The 18519-nt window shown below is 38.6% G+C and carries 12 protein-coding genes; all 12 read left to right on the top strand.

From position 1 onward, the window contains the following. The coding region (locus tag BCG07_RS17000) for an LrgB family protein (RefSeq protein WP_286891227.1) at positions 1 to 612 on the top strand (612 nt) is incomplete at its 5' end. 37 nt (positions 613 to 649) lie between these two features. Further along, on the top strand, positions 650 to 1480 hold the full coding sequence (locus BCG07_RS16995; protein WP_008132787.1) for a mechanosensitive ion channel family protein: 831 nt from the start codon (positions 650 to 652) through the stop codon (positions 1478 to 1480). A gap of 157 nt (positions 1481 to 1637) precedes the next feature. After that, positions 1638 to 4889, top strand: coding sequence for an nSTAND1 domain-containing NTPase (locus tag BCG07_RS16990; protein WP_243532902.1), 3252 nt, complete (start codon positions 1638 to 1640; stop codon positions 4887 to 4889). A gap of 20 nt (positions 4890 to 4909) precedes the next feature. Further along, positions 4910 to 5290 (top strand): DP-EP family protein, encoded by a 381-nt coding sequence (locus BCG07_RS16985; protein WP_286891226.1) that lies wholly within the window; start codon positions 4910 to 4912, stop codon positions 5288 to 5290. A 207-nt stretch (positions 5291 to 5497) separates the two neighbouring features. Continuing rightward, the gene (locus BCG07_RS16980) at positions 5498 to 6487 is read left to right on the top strand and encodes a sensor domain-containing diguanylate cyclase (protein ID WP_243532896.1); all 990 of its coding nucleotides are present in this window, start codon (positions 5498 to 5500) and stop codon (positions 6485 to 6487) included. 330 nt (positions 6488 to 6817) lie between these two features. Further along, positions 6818 to 9529 carry an endo alpha-1,4 polygalactosaminidase gene (locus BCG07_RS16975; protein WP_243532894.1) on the top strand — a complete coding sequence of 904 codons (2712 nt, stop codon included), beginning with the start codon at positions 6818 to 6820 and terminating at the stop codon, positions 9527 to 9529. Next, positions 9529 to 12810: a tetratricopeptide repeat protein gene (locus BCG07_RS16970; protein ID WP_243532891.1), complete on the top strand. Its 3282-nt coding sequence runs from the start codon at positions 9529 to 9531 to the stop codon at positions 12808 to 12810. The genes BCG07_RS16975 and BCG07_RS16970 overlap by 1 nt, the downstream gene beginning before the upstream one ends. Positions 12811 to 12824: 14 nt before the next feature. Then, the gene (locus tag BCG07_RS16965) at positions 12825 to 13340 is read left to right on the top strand and encodes a hypothetical protein (protein WP_006794125.1); all 516 of its coding nucleotides are present in this window, start codon (positions 12825 to 12827) and stop codon (positions 13338 to 13340) included. After that, a complete protein-coding gene (locus BCG07_RS16960; RefSeq protein ID WP_006794124.1) occupies positions 13337 to 14638 on the top strand; it encodes a PelD GGDEF domain-containing protein in 1302 nt (433 codons plus the stop codon). Before BCG07_RS16965 ends, BCG07_RS16960 begins: the two co-directional genes overlap by 4 nt. Next, on the top strand, positions 14631 to 15614 hold the full coding sequence (locus BCG07_RS16955; protein WP_243532889.1) for a tetratricopeptide repeat protein: 984 nt from the start codon (positions 14631 to 14633) through the stop codon (positions 15612 to 15614). The genes BCG07_RS16960 and BCG07_RS16955 overlap by 8 nt, the downstream gene beginning before the upstream one ends. Further along, positions 15607 to 17124 carry a GT4 family glycosyltransferase PelF gene (pelF, locus tag BCG07_RS16950; RefSeq protein WP_243532887.1) on the top strand — a complete coding sequence of 506 codons (1518 nt, stop codon included), beginning with the start codon at positions 15607 to 15609 and terminating at the stop codon, positions 17122 to 17124. The genes BCG07_RS16955 and pelF overlap by 8 nt, the downstream gene beginning before the upstream one ends. Next, entirely contained in the window at positions 17112 to 18476 is a 1365-nt protein-coding gene (gene pelG, locus BCG07_RS16945; RefSeq protein WP_058428493.1) for an exopolysaccharide Pel transporter PelG, read from the top strand. Before pelF ends, pelG begins: the two co-directional genes overlap by 13 nt. The last annotated feature ends 43 nt before the right edge of the window (positions 18477 to 18519 follow it).

Below are 18519 nucleotides of genomic sequence, written 5' to 3'. Positions count from 1 at the left end.
TCAATTACAAACCCTGTTTTTTTAAGTATTGCCGTTATTGCTTTGTTATTGATTAACTTAAACCTGCCTTACTCCAAGTTTGCCCATCATAGCCAGCTACTAAGCTGGCTTTTAGAGCCCGCCATTGTCGCATTAGCGCTACCTTTGTATCAGCAGTTTATTCACGTACGTAAAAACCTATTACTCATACTAGGTACTTGCAGTTTAGGTATTGTAAATGCAACTTTTGTGGCTTTTTTATTAAGTGTATTTTTTAAGGTTCCTTCTGAGCTAAGTGCCTCTGTGGCGGCACTTAGCGTCACAACGCCTATTTCTTTAATTGTTACAGATTCATTGGGGGGGATCAGCTCTTTGGCCGCCGCTATGGTTATTTTTATTGGCTTATTAGGGGCATTATTTGGTTTCATGCTGTTTAAATTGGTAAAAATAGGCAGTCATGAATCCCAAGGTGTTGCTATGGGGACGGCCTGCCACGCTATTGGGACAGCAGCGGCACTTGCTGAACACCCTAAAATAGGTGCATTTTCATCAGTAGCTATGGCGCTCAGTGCATTGCTAACGGCCATAATAGTCCCACTCCTCTATCCTTTTTTAGTAAACAGTTTGCTATAGTTTACAAAAATTTAATTACACGAGTTAAGAGCCCATAATGATCAGTTCTGAAATCGAACAGTTTGAAAAGTATTACAATATGCTCACTGAGTATTTAGTTACCTACAGCATGCAAATTGTAGGGGCTGTTTTTATATTGTTGATTGGCCTTTGGATAGCACAAAAACTATCTAAAATAGTCGCCAATTTAATGACTCGCCATAATGTGGATATTACGCTTACAAACTTTGTTAGTAGTGTTGTAAAAGTACTGCTTATTGTTATGGTTATTATTATAGCGCTTGGCAAGATAGGGATAAGTGTTACTCCCTTTGTGGCGGCAATAGGTGCAGCTTCTTTGGGTGCAGGTTTAGCACTACAGGGCATGCTGTCTAATTATGGTGCTGGCCTTGCCATTATCGCTACACGCCCTTTTGTAGTTGGCGATACCATTGAAGTTAAAAATGTAAGCGGTCAAGTTAAAACAATAGAGCTTGGCTACACCATTTTAATAGATGAAGAAAAAGTAGAAATCACCATCCCTAACAAACATATAATGGGCGAAATAATTCATAACTCATTTAGTTACTCGTTAGTTAAGGGTGAAATAGATATTGCCTATAGCGCATGTGCTGATACCGCAATTAATCTTATTGAAGAGGTACTCAACGCACACGAGTTAGTTGCTCAAAACCCGCACTCGCAAATAGGCATTGAGCGCTTTGCCGATAGCGGTGTTACCCTTAGCTACCGATACTGGGTACCCACCACGAAAATTATAGAAACAAAGTTAGCTATAAACGGTGGAGTGTACAAAGCCATTAACGACGCCAATATCGAAATTCCTTTCCCGCAACGTGTTGTTACCATAAATAAAAACGACCTATAACTGTAAATACAACGCTGGTCTAGCCAAGGGCTGGCGTTAAAATAACTCAACACCACTGACTAAAAGCCATACTGGTTTGCCATTTTTTCTGTACTATAAAGTTACAGCTTAACAAGCCGATACATATTTAGATCAGCAAAAACAACAATGAGTCACAATGAACCTCAGCCCATTTTATTTAGGCGATTGGCAGGTAAGCCCCCTATCAAACAGCATTCAACATGCTGGTAAAAACAAGCAGCTAGAACCAAAAGCCATGGATGTTTTGATCTATTTATGCTCAAAAAAAGGGGAGCTTGTTAGCAGTGACGAACTACTTAACCACTGTTGGAAAAATATTGAAGTAGGCGATAACCCGCTACATAAAATAATTACACAGTTGCGCAAAGCTCTTGGCGATAAAGCAAGTGCACCACAATACATAGAAACAATAAGAAAACGTGGCTACCGTATTATTGCAAAGTTAGACTTTCCTTTAAGTGAAGAAGCCCCCAAAGTAACAAGCTGGCAAGGTGGATCTCCATTTTTAGGATTAAGCGCTTATAATACAACCGATAACCACCTGTTTTTTGGCCGAAATCAGGCTATTACCACTTTATTGGAAAGAGTGGCTAGCCAAGTGAATTTTGGTCGCGCTTTTTGCTTAATTTTAGGTCCAAGTGGTACCGGAAAATCATCCTTAGTGAACGCAGGCATTTTACCTAAACTGCTTGATGAGCGCGGCTACAACGGGATTGGTGTTGTTTCGTATACTCAACTAGATTTTGCAGATATTGACCACAGCCGGCTTTATTTAGACTTAGCGTCTGCCATGCTTGATTGGGATATAAATAACCTGCCTGTCTTTGATGGTTTAAGCGCCGAAACACTCGCCCAGCAATTAACGCAAAACACTAATAACGTTATTCATACTTTAACAAATGCCCTAACTAAAACAGTACCAACGCTTAACAAACCGCAATTATTTTTGTTCATAGACCGTTTAGAGGTCCTACTTTCATCACCTTTATTTGATGATGAAACACGTAGCCAATTTTTATCAGTTATTGAGCGCTTAGCAACGTCTAAAGCGGTGATTGTATTTAGTGCGTGCAGAAACGATTTTTACCCTTTAGTGGTTGAGCAACCAAGCCTAATGGCTGGCAAAGCTAATGGCGCGCATTACGACTTAACACCACCGAACAGGCACGAGCTTCAACAAATTATTCGCTTGCCAGCAATAACCGCTAATTTAACGTTTTCACATGACCCACAAACCCAAACACCACTGGATGAAATACTCTGCGCCGATACCGCCAACAATCCCGATGCACTACCCATGCTGCAATACACACTGCAAGAGCTGTATTTACAGCGCAGTGATAATAATGAGTTGTTACACAGTGTGTATAAAAAACTTGGCGGTATTGAGGGCGCCATAGGCAAAAAAGCAGAAGATGTATTTATAGGCCTTAGCAACAAACAACAACTGCAACTAAAAAGCGTGTTATCACAATTAATAACGCTAAACCCTGATGGTAAAACTATTACTAGCCGCGCAGCCCGCTGGAAGGCATTAACTAACACTAGCCAAATAGAACTTGTACAAGCCATGGTCGATAGCCGCTTATTTGTATCGCACTTACAAAATGGCGAAGCCTGTTTTAGCCTTGCGCACGAAGCATTATTGCGTCAATGGCCACGCGCAAAGCAGTGGATAAGCGATCACAAAGATTCATTAGCAATAAAAAGCCGTTTACAACACCAAGCACAAAATTGGATAGATGAAGGTAAAAGTAATGCTTACCTCCTTGCGACAGGAAAACCGCTGCAAGAGGCCGTTACCTTATTGAACGACAACACATTTGAACTAGGCGATGACGAACACGCCCTTATAACCAGCTCTCTTAAGCATAGTAAAACAAAAACAACCATAAAACGTGGCACTGTCGCTTTGCTTTGTTTACTTACCTGTGTTGCCCTATTAATGAGTGTTACCAGCTTTCAAGCGCAGCAACTAGCACAGCAAAAACGCCAAGAAGCCGAAAGCTTACTCGGGTTTATGGTCGGCGACTTTGCGGATAAATTACGTAGCGTTGAACGTATGGACTTACTTGATGGTATTAGTAATAAAGCACTTGAGTATTTTACTGATCAAACTGACGATTCAAGTTCACTTTTTAGCTTTAGCAATAATAAAGCACAATTTAACAACCGTTTTCAGTACGCACAAACCCTTGAGGCCATGGGGGAAGTGGCCTATTCGCGCGGAAAAACCATTGAGGCCTTCACCGCCTTTGAAAACGCCCGCATTCGCCTTGAGGCATTATTAAAAATTCAGCCAAACAACTTAGAGCTACTCACGCTTGCAGGCGCCAATGCCTTTTGGCTTGGTCAATTAGCTTATGATCAAAATGATCATCAAGCTACTGAGCAAATGTTTAAAAGATACCACGATTACAGTAAAAAAATGTATGCGCTGGCAGCCAATGATTTTAACTCCATTATGGAATTATCGTATTCATCTAATTCTTTAGGTTCTTTATACATAAAAAAATCTAACTACAGCGCTGCAAAAAAGAACTTTGCAGAGTCACTTTTACTTAAGAATAAAGCGCTTGAACTGAAACCTAATAACAAAGACTTACTTCGAGATAAATCCGATACAATTAGTTGGCTTGCAAAAACAGAAGAGAGGCTAAGTAACTTTAATGAAGCAGTTAATATATTAGAAGCTGCAGTTAAAGTAATCACAAAATTGATTGCTAACTACCCTAGTGATGCAAGCCTTTTTTACACATCAGCAAACCTATATATGCAACAAAGTTATTTACTGAGCTATTTGAGTGATAAACGGATGGCACATAAAAAAGCCAGCTTGGCTAATCAAGTTATCAATGAAGCTTTAGTACAAGATCCAAAAAACAATAAATTTCAGCTTATGTATTATCGCTCTTTAGCACTTTCACTAATGCTATCTACTGATGAAGCTACTGACTCAACAATTGAAAAAATAATTAATTTTTTAAAATCTCAAAATTTTAAAAATACCAGCACTATTAATACACAAATTACACTGATTCAATATTTTATAAATAGACAATCATCACTCAAAGCGCAGAAGTTATTAACTGAGCTTGAGAATAATGAAAACTACAAACATCAATTATCCAACCTAACTAAAACTGGTGATTACTTAGTATATACAAGAATAAACTTAATCAAAGCAAACTTAGCTACAACTAATAAACAGCGAGAGCAATTTTGCTTAAGCGCTATCAAAGCTATTTCTGAAGCTGCAAAAATAAGTCAGAGCGTAAAAATAACATACCCACTAGTACAAGCTTATACCTGTTTAAACAGGGAAGACGAGATATCAGAAATAAAAACAAGCCTAGTTAAATTAGGCATTACGAACTTCCAACTATAATTACTCATAAAGGAAATAATATGAATAACACCCTAGAAAATGTCGACTTTCAAGTAAATATTAAACTTAACAATAGTGAAGCTATTTTTAGCTATACAAAAAATGGCGAACCCGCTACTGGCGGTGGTGTTGTAAGAACTGAAACCGCTGGCAACTATAATTTAGACGACGCCACAATTCAAAATGGTTTCGTATTTACTGGCGCTACTATCACCGATATCGACACACAAAAACCATGCGCCCAAGACTTCAGCTATAAAGTAAGTGACAACGGCCACACAATTATCATTACCGACACAGATGAAAATAATGGCTCTGTATGCTTAATTTTTAACGTTGAATGTAATGGCAATAAATATGAAAGCACTGATCCACAAGTTAAGAATGAAAAAGAACTCTAATTAGTAATACTTATTCTTAAATTGCACAGGACTAATTTATGCCTGTGTCATTAATTTATACCCCCCCTTAGCTATCAACCAATAATAACCAATAATAACCAATAAAACAACAACTTAAAAAAGAAGATTACCGAAAGGTTTAAAACCCATAAATTGAATACACTGCTAGACATCAAGTTTCATTAACAATAAAAATGAGCAACTGCCATGTCTAACAATAATCAACACAGCAAACTAAATAACGAAAATATCGCTGTATCAACATTAGTAAACAGCCTTTCTGAGCGTGTTAACAATGAAAAAATAAGCGCGATTATTAATGTCACTAACGTTATGGCCGATGCTATATTTATTGTGAATGCACAAGGTGTTTTTGAATCGGTAAACCCGGTAGCTGCACGATTTTTTAATGTTCCTTCAGATATATTAATTGGTAAAAAGTGGCAGCATTTTTTACAAGAGCAATACCGTGACGATTACGAATACATGTTTGAAAGTTGGAAAAACAATTATCAAACGCCGCTAAATCATGGCCCCAAAGAAGTAAAAATAATTAAAGCTAATGGTAACTTTTTAGATGTAGAACTTTCGGTTTCATGCATTCCACCAGCAACAACTAATAATACTCCTTTATTTATTTGCATCATGCATGACATTTCTAAACATATAAAAAAGTATAAAGTACTCGAAACACTTTCAAAGCTCGATCACCTAACTGGTATTGCAAATCGTGGAACGTTAGAAAAAACTATCCACAAAGATTGGCAAACATGTCTAATGAACAAGCAACCATTAAGTTTTATATTGATTGATATTGATTATTTTAAATTATTTAACGATAACTTTGGGCATGTAAAAGGTGACAAATGCTTGCAAAAAGTAGCAAAAACAATTGAAGAATGCCTGCCGTCAAAAGACAGCTTAGTTGCCCGATATGGTGGAGAAGAGTTTGCCGTGGTATTACCGCGATCTCATATTTCAAACACTGAGATGATAGCCAAGCGTATTCAAGATAGAATTTTAAATTTAAACTTTAGAGAAATAGGCCTACCTGACAACGTTAAAATTAGTGTTAGCCAAGGCTTAGCGTGTGAATACAATAACCAATATAGAACATCTGAAGCATTAATGTGTGCCGCCGACAGCGCTTTGTACAGAGCTAAATCGCAAGGAAGAAACATGATTTGTATTAGGTAATGATTAATATTTAAAACAATAAACTTTTTAAAGGCCATTTTATAAGCGAAATGGCTTTTAAATTTATCCAGAACTGGCAATAAAAACTTACATTTCTTTACAAATCTCGTTTAAAATCCAAGCCTTTCTTAAAGGTTTTATTTATTTAAATTCATTAACTTGCAATAATAACACCACCTAAATAATAGATTGATTTAGTATAAATTTAAAACAACATGATAGACCTTTTATTTTTGTTAACATATAATAATAACTAATACAAAATAACTAGAAAAACCTCGAAATGCTTTCCTTTGAGCAATAGTTTAAAATTAACATAACGAATCATTAATGAAATATATTTTATGGCTTTTGCTTTTAGTATCAGCGCAGTTACTAGCAAAGCCCGTTAATAACAGCATCGCTTTTTACTATTCAGCCCCAATGCCTTTAGCTGAAATGACTTTTTACTCACGCGTTGTTGTGCAACCTGAGTTAGTGACTGAGCATGAATTAAATTGGTTTAAAGAACGTAACATTGCTGTTTATGCTTATTTGAGCATTGGCGAATCATATAATAAAAGTGACTATTCACTTACTACAAACCCAAATTGGAATAGCTACATTTCCGATTTAACTTCAAAGCAATGGCAACAACAATTAAATAGCTCGGCTGTTATATTAAAAGAACGTGGCTTTAGCGGGTTGTTTTTAGACACCCTTGATAGCTATCAATTATTAGATAACGAACGTTACGATAAATTAGCGCAGCAAGCTGGATTAGTTTCAATAATAAAAGATCTGTCTTTAGTATTTAAAAAGCAATTAGTGCTCAATCGTGGCTTTGAATTACTGCCAAGCCTACAAAACCTTGCAACCGACTTAGTTGCTGAGGGATTATTTAGCCACTTTAATCCACTTGAGAATAGCTACAAGTTAACCTCTAAGAACGATCAAGCATGGTTAACAACTCAACTTAAAAAAGCGCAAAGCTTAGGTTTTAATGTTCAAGTTATTGACTATGCAAAACCTGACAAACGCCTTGTAATGGCTGAAAAAATTATCGCTTCAGGGTTTAATGCTTGGGTAACCGATGGGCATTTACAAACTTGGGGAACATCAACTATTAGCCCCGTACCTAGGCGCGTGCTTATTCCGTACAATAGTGACTTAAAACCCCTTATTTATTCTACAGTTCATTTAAAGCTAGCCACTCTTATTGAGTATTTAGGTTATATTCCTGACTACATTGATATAGCAAAACGAGAGTTGCCATTAGTTGATCCAAGTTTACATGCTGGAATTGTTTCATGGACAAACATGGGGGGCTTTTACTCCCCAAGTGTAATAAATTGGCTCGAAGCTAGCCTAGGTACAGTGCCTCAGTTAGTGGTAGGTGAGCTACCACAATCAGCTAAATTATTAGCCGCATTAGGCGTGGAAACACTTAACAGCTCCCCTCCAGGGCCTTATGAACTTAATTATTTAGCACCATGGTTAAAAGGTGAGTCAAGCTCTTCGCCTGCTATTACCAAACCTTATTTATTAAAATTAGCGCCAGAAGCCACAACTCTTATTGATATAAAAGCGGCTGATGGCAGCACCGTTGTACAAAGTGCCAAAACCAAATATGGCGCAGTTATTGTTGCCCCATGGCTGATTGATACGCTCCCAATGGAAGGTAGTAATTGGGTTATTGACCCACTTACACTGCTTACTAAAGCCATGGGGTTACCCACAATACTCGCTCCAGACACAACGACAGAAAGTGGCAGACGTATGCTTACTATGCATATAGATGGGGATGGCTTTACCAGCATTGCACACTTTGATGGCAGCCCATATGCCGCAGAGGTCATTCGCGATGACATTATTAAACCTTATAAACTTCCCATCACATCTTCTATTATTCAGGCTGATATAGAGCCTGGAGGAATTCATGCTAAGCACAGTAAAAAACTAGAAAAAATTGCGCGCAGTATTTTTGAACTTCCCTATGTAGAGGTCGCTTCGCATACTTATAGTCACCCTTACTTTTGGACCGCGCTTTCTGGCCGAAAAGAAATTGACGAAGAAGATACTGACTATGGGTTTCACTTGGATGTACCTGGCTATGACACAATTAGCTTAGAAAAAGAAATTACCGGCACCATTAATTATATTAATGAAAGACTAGTACCTAAAGGAAAAAAAACGGTGCTTATGTTGTGGTCTGGCGATGCTACACCCGGTCCAGACGCATTAAAAATAGCGCGTAATGCTGGTGTACTAAACGTAAATGGCGGCAATACTGATGTAAATAGTGATAACCCTAGCCTTTCCCATATATCGCCGATTGCGCGCCCTGAGGGTGATTTACTGTATCAAATTTACGCGCCAATACTGAACGAAAACGTATACACTAATTTATGGCATGGCCCGTATTACGGATTTAAGCGACTAACAGAAACCTTTGAAATAACCGAAAAGCCATACAGGTTAAAGCCCTATACTATTTACTATCATTTTTATTCTGGCGAAGTTCCTGCAGGGCTTGATGCCCTAAAGCATAATATTGACTATGTATTACAAAGACCTAATACACCGGTGTACTTAAGCCACTATGCAAAAATTGCGAAAGATTTTTACTTTTCTGCTTTAGCTAAAAATAGTAAAGGCGACTGGTTGTTTAGTTCAAAAAACATTCGCACCCTTCGCATACCCAGCGACTTTGATATTGCAAACATATCACAAAGCGATGGGCTGCTAGGAGTAACGCAACAAGGCAACTACGTACATACTGTAGAGGGTATTTCGCGTATTAGTTTTGACCATAGCCAAAAAGATAATGCCCCTTATTTAGCCTCTGCCAATGTAGTAATAGATACATGGCAAGTAAATGGCGCTGTTAGTTTTAAAGCGTGGATACCTGCAACACTTGATTTAGTGAATGCCCGCTCATGCCAATTTATATCTCACATGGGAAAAAGTTATAAAGGTATCACTCGCGCAAAAATAACCCACTTTAAACTGCCTGCAGGTGATTTTTTTGGTTACCTAAACTGCACAGGGGTTGCTAAGTAATGAATACCAAAAAGCGCCCTCATTTGGTTTCAATAAAAACAATTTTAACAATACTCGCTGTTAGCTGTTTTTCATTATATGCGCTATTTCCGCACACCCTATTCTTTGAAGACGATGCACTTTCGCAAGACTACACGTTTGAAAAGTCATACTTGCATGCTGCACTTAATACTGACCCTAACAATGAAAAGCTGCGCGCTAAATTGGCTGAACTTCATATAGCATTGAGTGAATATTCAAACGCAACTAATGAGCTTGAAAAACTGCCAAAAAGTAAGCGTAAAACAGAACTTGAAATAAAGTTACTTTACTCATTATGGCTTGCAAGTGGTGCCAATGTAGATGACCGATTTGAAGAACTTTCATTAAAGGTTAGCGCCTATAAACCATGGAACGAAGACATCCTTAGTATAGCTAAGGCACTCGGTTTGAATGTAAAGCTTGCACAATATTATGAAACACACAAAAAGCCGTTAATTGCCGCTGATTATTGGCTAACGGCAGGCCAACCTGCAAAAGCGTTGCTGCTTTACAAAAATAACATGAGCAAAACAATAGCCGAAAAAGCGATTGAAACCGCACTGGGTGCAAACGAAGCGGTGCAAGCTTATGCGTGGTGGAAGCAATATGGAGATCAATCAAATATAAAGCGCACACTTTATCTTGCTGACTTAGCAGGCAATAAAGAAGATGCAATTATTGCAGCTACAAAACTGCTGCAAAAAGAGCCTAACAATATTAAGTACTTAACACTGGCAATGCAGCTTCACCTAGCCAATGGCGATGCTAACAGCGCTGAATTATTGCTTTCAAAACTACTAAAACAAAAACCTAACGATAAAGAGCTTCATTTACTTAACTGGAAAGTAAAGCGCTGGCTCAATAAGCCAAGAGCTGCACTCAAAGAATTTAAATGGTTAATGATAAATAAAGCCGTTACCGCAGCTATGCTTACAGACAGTATTAACGATGCAACGGCTTTATACTTGTACCAAGACGCTAACGACATTTACGCTTACAAAGCTAAAAATAGGCAACTAAAAGGCAATGGCTTTACTAAATGGATGCAAACCAACGAGTTTATTGGCGATGCCAAACAAGAGCTCAAGCACATAGAGCGTTTTGAAAGCATAAACGGTAAAAGCGTATTATCACAATATTGGAAAGCAAAAGTATTACATGACACAGGTAACTTAAGCGGTTTACGTAATTTATGGCCTATTTATCAGGGCCCCAAAAACGAAGAAGATTTAATGTGGCTAGCCCGTGCGTTTTGGTTAAATAACGACTTTAACACGGCACTAACCATTTTAAAGCAAAAGCAGCAAAGTACCGACGACGAGTTTTGGAGTGCTCGCGTTGACATGGCGCTCAGGGTAAATGATAAAAAAGAACAGCTTTATGCCCTTGAACAACTTAAATCACTGGGTAAATTAGGCGAAAGCGATTTATTGCAGTACCAGCAAATACGCTTTGTAGGTAACCCCAAAGCGTTACTTGCGCATTTATGGCAGCAACCTTCGCTGAGCGAAAGTCAGCTAATTGACATTGCTAATTTAAGTACGCAAATAAACGATTCAAACGCCGTTGAACGAATCTATAACGAACTGAACAAGCAACGCTATAACAAGGCGCTATACCCTGCTTGGTTAACGCTAGCTAGCTGGTATCAAAATCAGAGCGATTTAAATTCAGCGTATACAACGCTCAACCGCGCCGCAAAACTGAGCGAATACAGCCCCGATGTGGTGCTTGCACAAGGTTGGTTAGCACTGCAAATGCACGACAGCATCATGATTAAACGTATTTTAAATAACTATGCTGACAACAACCCAACTTATGCGTGGGGTCAACTTTTAGCGAGCTTATCTATTTATGAAAAGTCATATAACAGTGCTTATTTTTACTTACGTAAACTAGCGATAGCTGAGCCTAGCGACTTAACCACATTAGTAAACTTAGCCGATGTAATGAAACAACTCGGCTATTACGCCAACGCCACAGAGCTTAATCATTATCTTCTTCAGCATTTACCTAAAGATAAATATGCATATCGAGGACTTATGTTTAGATGGGCTGGCGCTATGGCTATGCCAGATTTAATGCAGCTAAACACACTCGATGAGTTAGCCCCTGAAACCATAGGCACAGCACAAGCAAACTGGTGGTTATCACGCCGTGCTGCGCAAAAACTTGAGCCCTGGCAAGCACTTCAGCTGTACATGACTCAAGGTGAATTTAGTAAAATCAAACAATTATTTGATACAAATACACTTGGCAAAAACGATCAGTTAAGTGCGCTTTTATACTTAAACCAACCTTATGCAACTATGCAACGTTGGTATGAAGAGCTAATTAACGAGCCAAGTGAAGCTCAGCTAGGCTTTTTAAGAAACGCGCGCACAGCTTACTTTCGCGCACTTGAAGTAAACCTATCACCGCAAGCAGGGCTTAATAGTACGCAATACGACATAAATGTGTATTTTCCTTATGCAAAAGGCCAGTGGAAACTGAGCCTTAGCGATCAGCAAAACCTTGGCAATAACGGACTGCTATTCGCAATAGAAAATACAATGACGTTTGGCCGTTGGGCTTTAAATGCAAAAGTTGATACGCATCAGGGCGATATTGTTAGCCGACAAGGCGTAAATTTAGATTCTCGTTATCAGTGGGATGCGCGTACTCAAGTTGGCGTAAACTTACACTACAACGCCGAAAACCGCCAATCTGAAGTGTTACTCAGCTATGCGCAACTTAATAAAGCTACGGCTTATATAAATTATAATATTGATAACAGACAAAGCGTGCAGCTATCAGCAGCTGCAATGTCGTTCACGCGTAGAGACAACAACAGCACACTCGTTAATGGACAAGAATATAACGCACGCTACCAATACAGTATTTTAAAAGATCGCCCTATTTGGAACGCCTACTTTAGTGCGCAATGGCAAGACTTTGAACGAGTAAATACTGCGATTAATACAGACAGAAGACCCAGACGCATAGTTATTGAACCTTTTAGGCGCTTTGCCCTAGGTACTTCTTTTGCCTCAACAGGGTCATTAACGCCCCCATACTTGGGTGCCAGTCCGTCTTGGTTATTTGACATAAGTACGGGCTACCAAACACTGAACGATACAATTGATGTGTCTGTTTCCAGTGGTGCTGGATGGTCAGTACTTGGTGATGATTTATTTAAATTACAGCTCGGTTACCAAAGTAGTAATAAGGTCGGTAACTCAGATACACAGTTACAATTAGGATATTACATACATTTTTAATGTTAGGAGAGAATATGTTTCGCTTAGTTATACTTAGTTTGGTTTTGCTCTTGTCGGCGTGTACTACAAGTCGAGTTGCTGATGATATCGAAATTAGCCCAGCAACTACCGTGGCTTTATTACCGCTTGTTAATCATGCACAAACACCACTGGCAGGTGAGCGCGCTGAAGATATTTTAGCAAGTATTTGGCAACAAAATAAGCTTCCTAAGTTACTTCGTGCACCAAGAAATAGCAGTAAAGACCTGCCACCTTTAGACGATCAATACCGTTTAAACAACGCAATGCAATGGCTCAATACTCAACAAGCTGACTATGTACTTAGTGGCAGTATTGAAGAATGGCGTTACAAAGCAGGTCTTGATGGAGAGCCTGTGGTTGCACTTACTTTATTGCTTACAAAAAACGGTGAAACAACGCCAATTTGGACCGGCACCATTGCAAAAAGCGGTTGGGGACGCGATAGCATTGCAGCAACTGCGCAAGATGTAATTGCCGATTTAGTGTCTTATATTGAGGTTAGTGAGTGAAAACACATTTCTTACGCCCAAGAGACGTTCCTGAGCTACAGATATGGGCTGAGGTATGTTTTTTTACCGCTTTAGCTTTAGGGCTGCCTGTTCTATTTAATGCTGAGGACCCCTATTGGACGCAAGGAGGGTTTTCTTGGCCAGTATTAGGGCCGTTGCTTGTTGCTCTACGCTATGGCTTTTCAAAAGGTTTTATTAGTATTTTAACCTTACTAGTAGGGCAATTATTGCTAATACAAAGCAATATATTAGACCCTAAAAGTGAGTTTAATATTAACGCCATGATTGGCTACATTATTGTAGTTATGGTGGCAGGTGAATTTAGAGATGTATGGGAGCGAACTAATCAACAGCAAAGCATTCAACTAGCCTATGTATCAGACCGACTTGAAAAATTTACGCGCCAATATCATTTAATTAGCTCATCACATGACCGAATCGAACAAATGCTTGCTGGACATACACTTAGTTTACGTGAGTCATTACAAGCAGTACGAGAATCAATTGGTAAATTAAAAGAAAGACGCTTAGACAGTGCCGCAGAGGTTATTTTAAATCTATTTATAGAATATGGCTCGATAGAAAAAGCAGGCTTATATAAAGTTGAAAACGATAAAATACAAGAGCCGGCACTAGCTAGTGTAGGAAAAATGAGTGAGCCATCTAATTCAGACCCATTAATAGCTGCCATGTTTGACGAAAAAGAACTGGTGTCACTTAAAAATCCAAAAGCCTCATCGGGTGATAGCAAGTACCATATTGCTATTCCATTGATTGATGTGAACGACACAATTTATGGGGCTATTTTAGTTGAAAAAGTGAAGTTTTTTGCTCTCAAAGAAAACACCCTTACTTTACTTGCCGTTATGGCCGGACACATTGGTGATTTATTGCGTCACGAAATCACTAATCCAATAATGACCCGTGAAGAGTCGCCATACTTTAAGCGCCAAGTTAAACACGCAAACAAAGAAGCAAAGCGTTATAAAATTCCTTCACACTTTTTAAAGGTGAACGCGCTAAGTATTAATGATGAATCTCGACGGCTGATGGAGTATTTAACCGAGGCTCGCCGAGGGTTAGACATTTATTTATACGATAATGAAAAACAAGTTCTGTTAATACTGATGCCGCTTGCCGATGAGCTTGAAAAAGATGGTTTTGTAATGCGAATGAATAGCTGGTGTAAAGAACGTACCGGTAAAACATTACAAGAACTCGATATTATTATTGAGCAAGAAGTGGCGTTTCCAGTCAATAAGGATGAATTATCTAAACTGGTAGCCCTACATGATTAAAGTTGTGATAGCCGCCTTAGTTGCATGTTTATGCGAGTATTTTGCACTGCAAGAAATTCTTAGTACACCAAACTGGTTTGGTGTAATTTTACTGCATGCCATTGCAAGCATACTTTTTACCTTTGTAAGCTACGTTTTAATTCCTAAAAAATATAAAACAACGCTTATAAATGGCACGCTATTATTATTCTTATTACTGTTTAGCTTACCTGTATTTGGTATTTTAGGTGTTGTGATGGCGCTTACGTTTGCGCTATGTAAGCCACTTAAAAGTGATGATACCGAAATAATAGAGCATGAAATTCCAGAACTCCCCTTTGAAGTCCCTGATATTTCGGCGAACCCTACTTATTCAATTGGTGGCGTAAAAGCCATTTTAAAATACGCAAGCGAACCTAACAAACGCTTAACTGCAGTAATGGCTGCTCGCCACATGCGCGACAGCCAAGCAATCCCAATATTAAAACTTGCCCTCAAAGATTTAGAAGACGATATACGCCTACTTGCTTACTCAACACTTGATGCCAAAGAAACAAAATTAAACGAAAAAATTAGCGTTTATCAACACCAAATTGCTAACACCACAAAACAGCCTGAGCTAAGTAACTTACAAGAACAGTTAGCACACGTGTATTGGGAGCTTAGTTATTTAGGGCTTGCACAAGGCGCTCTAAAAACATATGTATTAGAAAAAGCTGAAGCACTCAGTTTACAAAGTATTGAGTACGCACAAAAACCAGCCAATTATGTATTTTTAGGGCGTGTTTATTTAGCGTTGGGTTATTACGAACGTGCGCTTGATTTTCTTGTACAAGCAACTGAATTAGGTATGGCGCGTCGCCATGTTTTACCCTACAAAGCCGAAGTTGCCTTTTGCATGAATAAGTACGATGACTGTAAACGCTACTTAAAAGAGTTACCTGAACAACCTAAAGGGAGCGAACTTCGCCAATTACAGGAGTATTGGAATGCCTAAACCCAATGCCGATATATTATTATTATTAGAAGGTACTTATCCTTATGTTCGTGGGGGGGTATCAAGTTGGGTTCATCAAATTATTGAAGGGCTACCTCATTATAACTTTGAACTTATTTTTTTAGGCGGTGCTTCTGAGCACTATGGCGATATTAAGTACACACTTCCAAAAAATGTTACAAAATTGCATGTTCATTATCTAGTAGAGCAAAATAATACTGATATAAAAGCAAAGCACGGCGTTAAATATAAAAAAGAGTTGTTTGAGTTTTGGCAGCAACTGCAAAGTTATTTTAGAGACTCAAAAGAGCCTATTCCCACCGAGTTACTTGAATTTACATTTGAACAACTTGGGCAAAAAAATGGTATAAACGAAGCTGACTTTTTATATAGCGAGTCATCCTGGCAGGTATTGGCTGACTACTATTTAACATTTTGCGACGAATCATCTTTTATTGATTTCTTTTGGTCGTACCGTAATTTGTATAAGCCTTTGTTTAAAATTGCAGATATTGCCCGCCAATTACCGAATGTTAAACTTATACACTCTATTTCGACAGGCTATGCTGGTTTTTTAGGTGCAGGTGCAAGCGTAATTAATAACACGCCTTACTTATTAACAGAGCACGGTATTTATACGAAAGAGCGAAAAATAGACTTAATTCAAGCCGATTGGATAAAAGAGTCTGAAGCTATTTTAGGTAAAAACTTAAATACCGAAATGGGCTTTATTCGCCGAATGTGGATCACTTTTTTCGAGCAAATTGGCCGCACGAGTTACCACCAAGCCGATAGAATAATTTCACTATACGAAGGTAATAGGCAGCGCCAAATTAAAGATGGAGCCTGTGAGAAGCGCTCTTTAGTCGTACCAAACGGCATTAAAACCGCTCACTACGCTAAAGCACTGGCTGCACGTTCTAAAACTATTCCATTAACAGTAGGCTTAATTGGGCGTGTAGTACCAATCAAAGACATTAAAACCTTTATTCGTGCCATTAAAGAAGTGCAATCAAGCATGACCGCAATAGAGGGATGGATCATAGGTCCTTTTGAAGAAGACCCAAAGTACTACAAAGAGTGCCAGTTACTGGTGGGCAGCCTTGAGTTACAGAACAGCGTGAAGTTTTTGGGTATGCAAAATATAGCTGAAATACTCCCTAAGTTAGGCCTTGTTGCATTAACATCTATTTCTGAAGCCCAACCCTTAGTGTTACTAGAAGCAATGGCAGCAGGCGTACCTGTTCTAGCCAGTGATGTTGGCTCGTGTCGAGAAATTATTGAAGGTGCCACAGAACAAGACAAGGCTTTAGGTAAAGCAGGTGAAGTTGTTTCTATTGCATCGCCAAGCGATACAGCCGTACAAATTACAAACATACTTAATAACGACGATAAATGGCATGAGTATCAATCAAGCGGCTTAAAACGTGTAAAAGCATTTTATGACGAAAGCCACATGTTTGCCCGATACGACAAGCTTTATAAGGATACAATGTCATGGCCGGAATAGGTTTTGAGATACGGAAAATTCTCAAAAAAAATACCCTCCTCTCTGTTTTTGAAGCCTATAGCTACGCTGGTCTCATCGGTTCAGGCCCTTGGTTATTGTCGATCATCGCTCTAATGCTTATTGGTATTTTAAGCCTTGGAATAGTATTACCTAAGCTGTTAATTATTCAGTTTCTAACCCTGATAACTTACATGATGGCGGCCTCGTTAATATTAACTGGCGGCTTACAGCTTATGCTAACGCGCTTTGTGGCAGATTTATTTTTTACAAAAGACGACGACTCAGTACTCCCCAATTTACTTGGTGCACAACTTATTACAACGATTGGTGCATTACTGGTTGGATTTGCTGTTTGGCCATTTTTACCTTTACCCGTTGTAACCAAAATTATTATTTTAGGTGGCTTTGTTAGCCTTTGTAATCAATGGCTTGGTGCTATATTTTTATCGGGTATGAAAGAGTATCGGCTTATTTTAATCACTATGCTCAGCGGGTACGCGTTTATGGTGCTACTTGCATTATTACTACGTGACTGGCAATTAGATGGACTCTTTTTTGCTTTTTTTGCAGGTGAGGCGCTGTTATTTTTTAGTTTTTTATTCATGATTATTCGTCGCTACCCAGGTAATAAACTAATAAGCTTCGACTTTATGAGTCGAAAAAAAGTCTATTACATGCTGTTCTTTTGCGGGCTATTTTACAATATTGGCGTTTGGGCAGATAAAATTTTGTTTTGGTTTTCACCAAGTACATCCATACATATTATAGGCCCCCTTAGAGCTAGCCCAATTTACGATCTCCCCATATTTTTGGCCTATTTATCAATTATCCCCGGCATGGCGGTATTTTTAGTAAGAATGGAAACTGACTTTGTAGAACAATATGACCGGTTTTATTCTGCGATAAGGGGCGGCTCCTCGCTCGAAGAAATTTACTTTTTAAAAGACAACATGATCACAACAGCTCGAGGTGGCTTGTACGACATATTTAAAATTCAAGGCATTACTGTTGCGTGTTTACTATTGTGGGGCGAGCAAATTCTTACCTACATTGGGATTGATCCTAACTATAAAACATTACTTTTTATTGATGTAGTAGGCGTAGGCGTGCAGGTAATATTTTTATCTATTCTCAATATTTTGTTCTATCTTGATAAACGCTTTACTGTGTTAATCCTTTCGGGCCTATTTTTAGCATTAAACATTGTGCTTACGTATTTATCTATTGCACTTGGGCCACAATTTTATGGCTACGGATTTGCCCTTTCTACAATAATTACTTCTGTAGTTGGCTTGTTTTGGTTATCTAGGCAGTTTGAAGACCTAGAATACGAAACATTTATGTTGCAATAAAAACACTTACACCTAATAAAAAGTAGCCAATATATTTATTGTT

The organism is Pseudoalteromonas sp. ESRF-bin5 (assembly GCF_002632075.1).
Classification (GTDB): domain Bacteria; phylum Pseudomonadota; class Gammaproteobacteria; order Enterobacterales; family Alteromonadaceae; genus Pseudoalteromonas; species Pseudoalteromonas marina.
This window is presented reverse-complemented; position numbering and strand designations above follow the sequence as displayed.